This is a genomic window from Amycolatopsis thailandensis (assembly GCF_002234405.1).
Classification (GTDB): domain Bacteria; phylum Actinomycetota; class Actinomycetes; order Mycobacteriales; family Pseudonocardiaceae; genus Amycolatopsis; species Amycolatopsis thailandensis.
Genome location: NZ_NMQT01000163.1, coordinates 34,443 through 43,976 on the forward strand (window position 1 = coordinate 34,443; position 9,534 = coordinate 43,976).

Consider the following 9,534-nt stretch of genomic DNA (forward strand, 5'->3'; position numbering starts at 1 on the left):
AGTGGCTTTCGCGACGCTCAATGCCGCCGGAACCGCTGGGCCGGGGTGGTTGTGTCGCGAAAGCCACTTTCGCAACCTTCAACGTTGCGAAAGTGGCTTTCACAACCTACTTGACCAGCGGAGAGGCGACTTTGCCGAGACCATTGCGTCTAGCGCAAGGAAGGGGGCCGTCTCGGTACCGGTTCAGGCGATGTGGCGACGACGCCCGGCCCAGAACGGCGCCCGGAGCGCCTGCTTGTCGACCTTGCCGATCGCGGTCAGGGGCAGCGCCTCGGCGAAGTCCACATCGGACGGTACGAAATGCTCCCGCCCGAAGAACTCCCGGACGTGTGCCCGGACCTCGTCGGCCGACAGCGCTCCTGACGCGACCGGGACCACCACGGCGTGGACCAGCTCGCCGTCCTCGCCCGGCACACCGAACACGGCCGCGGAACGGACCAGCGGGTGCCGGGCGAGCGCGTCCTCGACCACGGTCGAGTGCACCTTGGTGCCGTGCTCGCCGGTGACGATGACGTCGTTCGCCCGGTCCAGGAGGTAGAGATACCCTTCCTGGTCGAATCGCCCGAGATCACCGGTCCGCAGCCAGCCGTCCCCGATCGGCTCCGCCCCGTGGTAGCCGTCCATCATGGACAGTCCGCGCACCAGGACCTCTCCGTCCTCGATCCGGGCCTCCATACCCGGGACGATCCGGCCCACGGATTCGAGCCGCTCCGGCCTGCCGTCGAGCTCCGCCGCGGAGATGCTCGCGATCATCGGCGCCTCCGTGAGCCCGTATCCTTGCCCGACCACGGGCCCGAACACGTCGAGCGCCTGCGCCAGCCGCCGCGGCGAAAGCGGGGCGGCGCCCAGCGAAAGCCCGCGCACACTGCTGACGTCGCACGACGTCATGGCCGGATGATCGAGCACCGCGGCCAGCCGTGCCGGGGTGAGCGACAACGTGGTGATCCGGTGTTCCGCGATCGCGTCCAGCACCGCGCCCGCGTCGAAGTCCCGCAGCAGCACCACGCTTTCCCGCCGCAGGATCGCCCCCAGCACGGTGGCGTTGCCGGTCATATGCGTCATCGGCGCGATCAGCAGGGTGCGCCCCGGCGCGGACGGATCCGGCGCGAAGATATGGGCCATCCCGTCGTAGATCCCGCTGTGCCGGATGAGTTTCGGCGTTCCGGTGGTGCCGCCGGAGGGAAAGACGACGGTGACCGACCCCGGCAGCCCCACCGGGTCGGTACCGTCGCGGTCCACCAGTTCGCCGAATGTGGTCACCCTCGCGTCGCCGGCGGGCCAGTCCTCCGGGTTCTCCGCCACCAGGGTGGTGACACCGGCCATCTCGACCGCGGCGAGGCGATCCGGAGAACTCGCCGACGCGGCGATGAGCAGCACCGTCGAACCCCGTAGCTGTGCGGCGATCTGCAAGAGGACGGTTTCAGGCCGGTTACCGGCGTCGATGGCGACCACCCCGCCTTCCGGCAATCCGGCGTACAGCCGGCGCAGCAGTTCGAACGCCTGCCCGTACCCGGTCTCCACACCGTCCTGGACGAACAGCGCCTCTTCGCCGCCCGAGCGGAGCGCGTCCAGCACCCGGGTCAGAAACAAACTCTCCACCGGCCGGACCCTAACCCAGGCTCACGACCCCGAGCAGCACCCTTCGCCCGACGAAGCGGAATCCTCGTACGAGTCGTGCCAGTTCCACCACTCGTACGGCGGGCTCTGCGGGTATCCCTCCGGCGAGTCCTCCCACTCCTCCTGCCGCCCCAGCGCGGTGAGGTCGAGGTAGCTCCACGTGCCACCCATGACCTCGTCGCCGCGACCGTTGACGAAGTACGTCCGGAAAACCTGGTCGCCTTCGCGGATGAAGGCGTTGGTGCCATGCCATTCCCCGACCCCGAAGTCGGTGTCGAAGTCACCGGTGATCGTGTACCACGGCATCGTCCAGCCCATCCGGGCCTTCATCCGCGCGAGGTCCGGCTGCGGCCCGCGTGAGGCGAAGGCGAGCGTCGTGTCGCGGGCGTTCAGGTGGGCGACGTGGGCGACCTGGTCGGCCACCAGCGAGCAGCCTTGGCAGGCGTGGTCGGGAAAACCCTCGACACCGGGTTCGAAGAAGGCCCGGTAGACGATCAGCTGACGGCGTCCCTCGAACAGGTCGAGCAGGCTCACCGGCCCGGACGGCCCCTCGAACTCGTACGCCTTTTCGACCGCGACCCACGGCATCCGCCGACGCTCGGCCGCGAGCGCGTCACGGGCGCGGGTCAGCTCCTTTTCCTTGACCAGCAGGCGAAGCCGGGCCTCTTCCCATTCGGCCTGGGACACCGTGTTCATCGCGCCGGCTCCGCGGGCAGGACATTCCGCCGGTTCGGCTGCCCCTCACCAGTGGTGATGAGGTCTCTCAGACTGGTTCCGACGTAGAAGGTCCAGGCCTTGTGGCAGACGTCGAAGCATTCGTACTCCGGGACCAGCCAGGTGACCTTCCGGCCCGGCACGGACTCCGTGACCCGTACGCGGCAACGGTGGACTTCTTCGTAGTGGTACTCGAACTCGTCGCCGGCGTGCTCGATCTCCTCCGACCACCACCGGCGGACGTCGGTGAAGGCGTCGAAGACCTGTTGTGGCGTCCGGTCCACGGTGAAACTCGTCGTGAAGCTCATGCTGAACCTTCCAGATGGTCTTTCAGAGCCGCGAGCGGCCCGTCCCAATCGCGGGCGAGCGCGGCGAGGAACTGCTGGGCGACCTGCATCGGGGCGGAGCGGAGCGCGTAGCGGACCCGGCGCCGCTCCCCTTGCTCCGGGGTCACCAGTCCGGCGTCGGTGAGCAGCGCCAGGTGCTTGGCGATGGCCTGCCGCGTGATGGGCAGCCGGTCGGCCAGGTCGGTCGCCGTGGCGGGGCCGCCCGAGGCGAGGGTGGCGAGAATGCTCCGCCTGCTCGGGTCGGCCAGTGCGACGAAGACCTGTTCGGCGATCGCTTCGATGTCAGACGGCATCGAGGTATTCGATCAGTTCGCCCAGCTCGGCCGCCCACCCCTTCGTGTTCCCTTCGAACGCGACGCTGTGGACTTCGTCCGGCAGCTGGGAGAAACCGGTCTCGACGACGGTGAGCCGCGTGCCCGCGCCGGCCGGTGCGAGGGTGAACTCGACGTAGGTGCGGCGAGGGTCGTCGTCGGGAAGACCGTAGATGTTCCAGGTGAAGCCGAAGACCTCCGGCTCTTCGACGCGTTCGACACGCATGTTCGCCTGGTGCCCCTCGTCCCACTTCATCTCGGCGTCGCCACCGGGCCGCAGGTCGATGCTCGCCTGGTTCCCGAACCAGGTGCCGAGCCCTTCGGCCGTGGTCAGCGCGGCCCACACTTTCGCCGGCGGATGGGCGATTTCGACGGTGCGTTCGATGCGATCGGGGAATCCCATGACTTCCTCCTCAAGTAGCAATCAATCGGTTGCTATAACTTTGTATAGCAACCGCCCGATTGCGTCAAGGTCGGTTCAGGAAGCCTTGTACAGCGCGCCGAGGAACTCCAGCAGCAGCCGCTCCCGCAGCGGACCGGGTGCCGTGGCCAGCAGGGCGTTGATCTCCGCCATCCGGGTGGGCAGGCCGCCGTCGCCGCCGAGTCCCGCGGCCGCCAGCAGGCCGGCGAACTGCTCCGGCGTCAAGGTCGCGGGGTCCAGCGCCGCGACGAACTCGGCCACCTGCGGATCGATGACGACCGGTCCGGACTCGCGGGCGGCGGCGACCGAGGCGGCGAGATCGGTCAGGAACTCCTTCTCGCTCCCCCGGTTCGCGGCCGTCACGGTCAGGTGCAGGTTGGCGGGCGAGGCCTCGTGGGCGAACTGCGGCTGGACGTACCAACCGCGTTCCCGCATCTCGTCCGCCACGGTGAACAGGTCGAACCCGGCATCCGCGTCCACCGTGAACGCGAGCAGGGTCGACACCGGGTCGCCGAGGACGCGCAGCCCGTCCAGCGCCTCGACCCCGGCGCGGATCTCCACCGCGGCCTCGCGCGCGGCCGCCGCCAGCTTCGCGTAACCCTCGTCGCCGACATGGCGTACGACCGCCCACGCCGCGGCGAGCGGACCACCGGAACGTGTGCTCTGGAGCGTCGTGTTCAGCATCGTGTAGCCGGGCCAGTCGGCGCTGGCGAAGTACTGCGAGCGGCGCAACGCGGCGTCCGCGTGCAGGAGAACCGACACGCCTTTCGGGCAGTACGCGTATTTGTGCAGGTCCACCGAGATGCTGGTGACCCCGGGAACGTCGAAGCCGAACGGGCCGGGCTTCAGGTACGGCAGCACCCAGCCGCCGATGCAGGCGTCGACGTGGAACCGGACGCCGTCCAGCAGTGCCGCGATCTCCGCGATCGGGTCGAGGACGCCGTGGGCGTACGACGGGGCGCTCGCGACGACCAGCACCGTATTTTCGTCGACGGCGGCGGCCATCGCCTCGGGAACGGCGCGGAAGGTCACCGGGTCCACCGGCACCGCAACCGCGCGGACACCGAAGAAATGCGCCGCCTTGTTGAACGCGGCGTGCGCCGTCGTGGGCAGCACGATGTTCGGCGAAGACACGTCGGGACGCGCGTCGCGAGCGGCCAGGACGGCGAGCATGCACGACTCCGTGCCGCCCGAGGTCACCGAACCGACCGTTTCCGCCGTCCCGCCGAGCAGGCGCGCGGCGGTACCGACGAGGTCGTTCTCCATCCGCAGCAGGCTCGGGAACGCCGTCGGGTCGAGGCCGTTGGCCGACGACGCCAGCGCGTGTGCCGCCGCCCCGAGTTCGTCCACTTCGGACAGACCGCTGTCGTAGACGTAGGCGAGCGTCCGGCCGCCATGCGTCGGCAGGTCGCCCGCGCGCAGTTCCCGCAACTCCGCCAGGACCTCCTCGGCGGTCACGACCGGCGCTCCAGCACGGACTTCCGCAGCAGCGGGATACCGAACAGGATCAGCACCGCCGGGAGGATCGACGCGCCGAGCAGGATCGCCGTGAGCGCGCTGTCCGGCTGGGCGGCGCCCGGGGCGAGGCTGGCCTGGTAGCCGCCGAACTGCAGGACCAGACCCCAGATACCCGGGCCGAGCGCGAGTCCCAGCGTCTCCGACGCCGTCCAGACCCCGGCCGCGACGCCCGCCCTGGTTTCCCCGGTCCGCTCTTCCTCGTCGCTGATCAGGTCCGGCAGGATCGCCAGCGGGAACACCGAGATCCCCGCGTAGCCGACCCCGCAGAAGGCGACGAACACCATGGTGACGGGGAGCCCGAACAGCTTGGCGCCCAGCAGGCCGAGGAGACCGATGCCGAACGCGGCGGTGGCGAGCCGGAACCCGACCAGCTTCCCCACGCTCGCGCCGAGTTTCGGCCACAGCGGCATGGTCAGCAGCGCCGGGCCGACGAAGCCGACGAACAGCAGCGTCGAGTAGCCGGAGCTGCCGAGGATCCGCTCGGCGAAGTACGGGATCGCGGCCAGCACCGTGCCGATGCCGAGCGCCTGGACGAAGTAGACCCCGAGCAGCCAGCGGAACGGCCGCCACTGCGCGAGCGTCCGGAGCAGTTCGCGCGGGCTCACCGTGTTCGGCCGCAACGCGCCGACCGGGGCGTCCTTCAGGCCGAAGTACACGCCGAGGGTCGCCAGCAGGATGATCACGGCGATGAACACGCCCATGACGCGGTAGCCCGCGATGCCGCCGACGGCCTCGGTGATCGCGGGGGCGCCGCCGCCGCAGATCAGGATGGCGACCGCGAGGAAGCCGATCCGGATGCTGGTCAGTTTCGTGCGTTCGTCGGCCGAGTCGGTCAGCTCGGCGGGCAGGGCGTTGAACGGCACCTGGAAGAACGCGTACGCGGTGGCGCACAACAGGAACACGACGACGACGTAGATCGCGTCGGGCACCGGGCCGCCGAAGCCCGGGTGCGCGAACAGGGCGGCGAAGAGGATCGAGACGCCGATACCGCCGAAGAGCAGGAACCGGCGGCGGCTGCCGGTGCGGACCATGTCCGCGTCCGACAGCCTGCCCGCGATCGGGTTGAACAGCACGTCCCAGGCCTTGGGCACGAACACGATCACCCCGGCGACGCCCGCCGCGACGCCCATCGTGTCGGTCAGGTACTTCAGGAGGAGCAGGCCGGGAACCGTGCCGAAGGGGCCGGTGACGAACGAGCCGAGCGAGTAGCGGTACCTCGTCCGTGCTGGCAGGGCTGCCATGATCCTCCTCGAGGCGATTCTCCCGATGAAGGCCTCAGTATTGGATCTTGGCCACCACCGGGTAGTGGTCGGAGGGAATCGTGCCACCGTCGTAATGCACGAGCTGTACCGGGCCGACAGCGGCGAGTGGACGGCCGCCCGCGCGCACGGCGCCGACGTAGTCCAGCGAGTCGCGGTAGGTCGCCGGAACGGACTTCGCGGCGTTCGGGTTCGTCGCCGCGTCGAAGGTGTAAGAGCCTTCGCCGGTCGTGCGGAGGACGCCGCCGAGGAAGGCTTCGCCCTGCTGGACCTGGGTCCGGCCGAGGGAGTCCTTGCGCGCTTGCCCGGCCCAGTACTCGATGTTCAGGTCGCCCGCGATGACGACCGGCTCGGCCGGCGGCGCGTATTTCGTGACCAGGTCACGGATCTCGCCGAGCTGCGCCATCCGGACGTCGTGCGCCTTCGGCAGTGTCTCCGGCCCCTCGTCGGCCTGCATGTGGGTGCCCGCGATCCAGAGCGGTTTCCCGTTCACGACCAGCCGGGCGAGCGCGGCGCCCTTGTTGGACAGGTAGTCCGCGGTGCCCGAGTAGGAATTGCGGAAGACCAGCTGGTGCTGCTCGGTCACCGGTGCCTTGCTCAGCACGGTGACGCCGCCGTTGACCACCACGGGCGAATTCGAGCAGTTCCCGTTCACCGTGGTCCAGCCCGGCGACGTCTTGCAGTACTGGCCGACGAGTGGCGTCTGGTAGGGCCAGACGTCCTTCAGCCGGTTCCGCATTTCCTCGGCCTGGGCGCTGAAAGCCTCGTCCAGGACGACGACGTCGGCGTCGTTCGCGCGGATGACGTCCTCCGCGGCGCGGGCCCTGGCCTGCTTGTCCGAGGTGTTCGGGCTGGCGATCCAGGGCAGCTGCCAGATGTTGAACGCCATGACCTTGACCGAGACCGCCGCTTGGGCGGGCACGGCGGTTCCGGCGAACAGGGCGGCGGCGATGGCGACCACGGCGAGCTTCCGCACGAAAGACCCTTTCGATGTCAGGAGACGACGAACGTCCGGGAGGTTCCGCTGAACGCGGAGATCGCTCCGTTCCAGCCGTTCTTCCAGTTGCCGAAGTGGACCACGCGATATTTGCCGATCGGGGCGTTCGCGGGGATCTTCCAGTGGACGACGGCTTTCGATTCGGCGACGAAGGTCCGCGCCCAGTGGTATTTCGTATCCCAGTCGCCGTCGTCGGCGTGCCGGACCCACTTGCCCTCGACCAGCCGCTGGATCTCCAGGAAAGTGCCGCCGCGCCGGAGGTCGTTCTTCGGATGCCCGGTCACGAACTCGATCGCGACCTGCTCTCCGCGGGCGTAGGTGCTCTTCGCGTCGACCAGGACGTCACCGAAGTTCTTGAACGCGGGCGCGCTGTCGAAGACGACCCCGGGCTGGAAGTTGATCAGCTTGCCGCGCAGATCCCGCGGCGTCGGGCCGTGCGGGACCGTCTTCCCCGCCTTCATGGCGGCCGCGAGCTTGGCGAATTCCTGCTGGTAGGCCGGAAGCGTGTACCGGCCGTAGAGGGTCGACGCGCCTTCGTACTGCTGCGAGTCGTACTCCTCGGGCGTGGTGACGTACTGGCTGTAGGCGTTGGAGTAGCCCTGGACGAGCACGTTCTCCAGCGGGACACCGAGTTCGCCGGCGACGGTCCGGCGCAAGCGCAGTCCGGAGACGATGGTCAGTTCGGCGGGCACGGCCACGAGGTGCAGCTGTCCGATCCGGACGATCTGCAGCGGCAGGACCTCCGGTGTCCACGGATATGGCTTCATCGCGCCGAACGGCACCGCGATCACCTTCGGGGCGTGCGCGTCGGCGAGCGCCTGCGGGATCGGCGCGTCGATGCCGCCGAGCCAGTCGATGAACGGGTTCTTCACGCCTTCCGGAAGCGGCAGGCCGGGGCCGTCCTCACGGCTGCCCGCGAGCATCGACACCCCGATCGCGGCTGTGCAGGTGCGCTGTGGCCGTCCGTTCGGGGTGTACTTCGCGTCGACGGCCACATCGGACATGTCCACGTAGCACATCCGGTGGTCGACACCGCCGGTCACGGCTTCGGCGGCGGCGTCGAAGGCGCTCTTCGCCGCGCGGAACTGGAGATCGCCGATGGTGCGGGTGTTCTCGAATTCCGTCTCCGGTGTCCCCGGCGAAAGGTTCAGGTTCGGGCTCATGTCGCCGGTGTTGGTCTGCGGGAACGCGGCGACGAACCGCGGGTTCCCGTCGAGGTAGCGCACGCCGGCGTGGTCGTGCTCCCACTCGTAGGCGGCGTAACCCTTGTTGTCGCCGCTGATCAGGTGGTTGCCGTTGCTCATCGACGTCCCGTGCGTGGCGAACCAGCTGATCGCGCCGACGTCGACGCCGTTCTGGCTGAACCGCAGCACCGTGACGGCCGGGTCGATCGCCTGCGGGAAGTGATCCTTGTCGGCCTGCGGGTTCAGATCGAAAGCCTTGCGGGAGCGGTTGACGCTCGCCTTGGTCAGTTCCGCGCGGCCGAGCCGGATCGACCCGGGCGCGAGGTTCGCGTGGGCCCGGCTGATGGCCTCGAAGATCCCGTCGACGACGGCGTCGTAGACCTCCTGCTGGAACCCGAGGATCGCCAGATCGTAGGCGGCGTAGTGGGAATCGCCTCCGCACGCGGAGTGCGTGTGCGTGGCGTTGAGGAGGACGTTCTGTTCGGTGTACAGGTCGCCGTACGCGGCCTGGAGCTTGCGCATCACGCCCTGGTGCACCGACTGGAACAGCGCGCCGAGTTCGGCGGTGACGAACGCGATCCGCTTGGCGCCGTCGTCCACCACGAAGGCCCGCGCCCTGGTGCGGAGGTGGATGCCGGCGGTCTGCTGCTGCGGCATCGAGTAGCCCATCATGCCGTTCTCGGCGGCCGGGCCGGTGACGTCGGAGATGCCCGCGCCGACGCGGAAACCCTTTGCCGACGCCGCTTGCGCTTGCGGGGCGCCGAGCACACCCGCCGCGACGGGCAAGGCCGCCACACCCGCGAGAACCCGCCTCCGGCTCACCGTCATGAGTCGCACCTCCCGGCCACGAACATGAACCGACTTCATGTTCGTGGCCGGGACGCTACGTGATGGGCCTCACGCTCGCAACCCACGAAAGGCGTGGAGGCCGAAGGCCCGGGTTCGACCCAGTCGCGGCGGACTTACCTCAAAGGAACCCTTCAGGACATGTTCAGCGCCATCCACCCGGCTCACGAAGGACAAGGCTGACTCTGTTTGAGAGATACGACAACCTTGTCGCGGTCACGGGCAGGGACTTCGGCACACTGCCGATCAAAGTGTCCACAAAGGACGATTCTATGGGATACCCATCCCCTTAATGCCCATATGTCCGGTTCCGCGCACGG

Annotated in this window: 9 protein-coding genes; all 9 read right to left on the reverse strand. The window is 68.9% G+C overall.

The features are described 5' to 3' along the window. Nucleotides 1-183: 183 nt before the first annotated feature. Nucleotides 184-1,599 carry an AMP-binding protein gene (locus CFP71_RS38230; protein ID WP_093938771.1) on the reverse strand — a complete coding sequence of 472 codons (1,416 nt, stop codon included), beginning with the start codon at nt 1,597-1,599 and terminating at the stop codon, nt 184-186. A gap of 21 nt (nt 1,600-1,620) precedes the next feature. Further along, nucleotides 1,621-2,313 carry a DUF899 domain-containing protein gene (locus tag CFP71_RS38235; protein ID WP_093938772.1) on the reverse strand — a complete coding sequence of 231 codons (693 nt, stop codon included), beginning with the start codon at nt 2,311-2,313 and terminating at the stop codon, nt 1,621-1,623. Further along, nucleotides 2,310-2,639, reverse strand: a complete 330-nt coding sequence (locus CFP71_RS38240; RefSeq protein ID WP_093938773.1) for an SRPBCC family protein — start codon at nt 2,637-2,639, stop codon at nt 2,310-2,312. Before CFP71_RS38240 ends, CFP71_RS38235 begins: the two co-directional genes overlap by 4 nt. Beyond that, nucleotides 2,636-2,971, reverse strand: a complete 336-nt coding sequence (locus CFP71_RS38245) for an ArsR/SmtB family transcription factor (protein WP_093938774.1) — start codon at nt 2,969-2,971, stop codon at nt 2,636-2,638. Before CFP71_RS38245 ends, CFP71_RS38240 begins: the two co-directional genes overlap by 4 nt. Beyond that, the gene (locus tag CFP71_RS38250) at nt 2,961-3,392 is read right to left on the reverse strand and encodes an SRPBCC domain-containing protein (protein ID WP_093938775.1); all 432 of its coding nucleotides are present in this window, start codon (nt 3,390-3,392) and stop codon (nt 2,961-2,963) included. The genes CFP71_RS38245 and CFP71_RS38250 overlap by 11 nt, the downstream gene beginning before the upstream one ends. A gap of 75 nt (nt 3,393-3,467) precedes the next feature. Then, nucleotides 3,468-4,868 (reverse strand): pyridoxal phosphate-dependent decarboxylase family protein, encoded by a 1,401-nt coding sequence (locus CFP71_RS38255; RefSeq protein WP_093938776.1) that lies wholly within the window; start codon nt 4,866-4,868, stop codon nt 3,468-3,470. After that, entirely contained in the window at nt 4,865-6,169 is a 1,305-nt protein-coding gene (locus CFP71_RS38260) for an MFS transporter (protein ID WP_093938777.1), read from the reverse strand. Before CFP71_RS38260 ends, CFP71_RS38255 begins: the two co-directional genes overlap by 4 nt. A gap of 34 nt (nt 6,170-6,203) precedes the next feature. Then, nucleotides 6,204-7,163, reverse strand: coding sequence for a sphingomyelin phosphodiesterase (locus CFP71_RS38265; RefSeq protein ID WP_093938778.1), 960 nt, complete (start codon nt 7,161-7,163; stop codon nt 6,204-6,206). Nucleotides 7,164-7,180: 17 nt separating this feature from the next. Next, nucleotides 7,181-9,196 (reverse strand): neutral/alkaline ceramidase, encoded by a 2,016-nt coding sequence (locus CFP71_RS38270; protein ID WP_093938779.1) that lies wholly within the window; start codon nt 9,194-9,196, stop codon nt 7,181-7,183. Nucleotides 9,197-9,534: the final 338 nt, after the last annotated feature.

What these genes read in the sequence shown, in the direction of transcription:
- CFP71_RS38235 (WP_093938772.1), bottom strand. Translation starts at nt 2,313, where the DNA reads ATGAACACGGTGTCCCAGGCCGAATGGGAAGAGGCCCGGCTTCGCCTG.
- CFP71_RS38240 (WP_093938773.1), bottom strand. Translation starts at nt 2,639, where the DNA reads ATGAGCTTCACGACGAGTTTCACCGTGGACCGGACGCCACAACAGGTC.
- CFP71_RS38245 (WP_093938774.1), bottom strand. Translation starts at nt 2,971, where the DNA reads ATGCCGTCTGACATCGAAGCGATCGCCGAACAGGTCTTCGTCGCACTG.
- CFP71_RS38250 (WP_093938775.1), bottom strand. Translation starts at nt 3,392, where the DNA reads ATGGGATTCCCCGATCGCATCGAACGCACCGTCGAAATCGCCCATCCG.
- CFP71_RS38260 (WP_093938777.1), bottom strand. Translation starts at nt 6,169, where the DNA reads ATGGCAGCCCTGCCAGCACGGACGAGGTACCGCTACTCGCTCGGCTCG.
- CFP71_RS38270 (WP_093938779.1), bottom strand. Translation starts at nt 9,196, where the DNA reads ATGACGGTGAGCCGGAGGCGGGTTCTCGCGGGTGTGGCGGCCTTGCCC.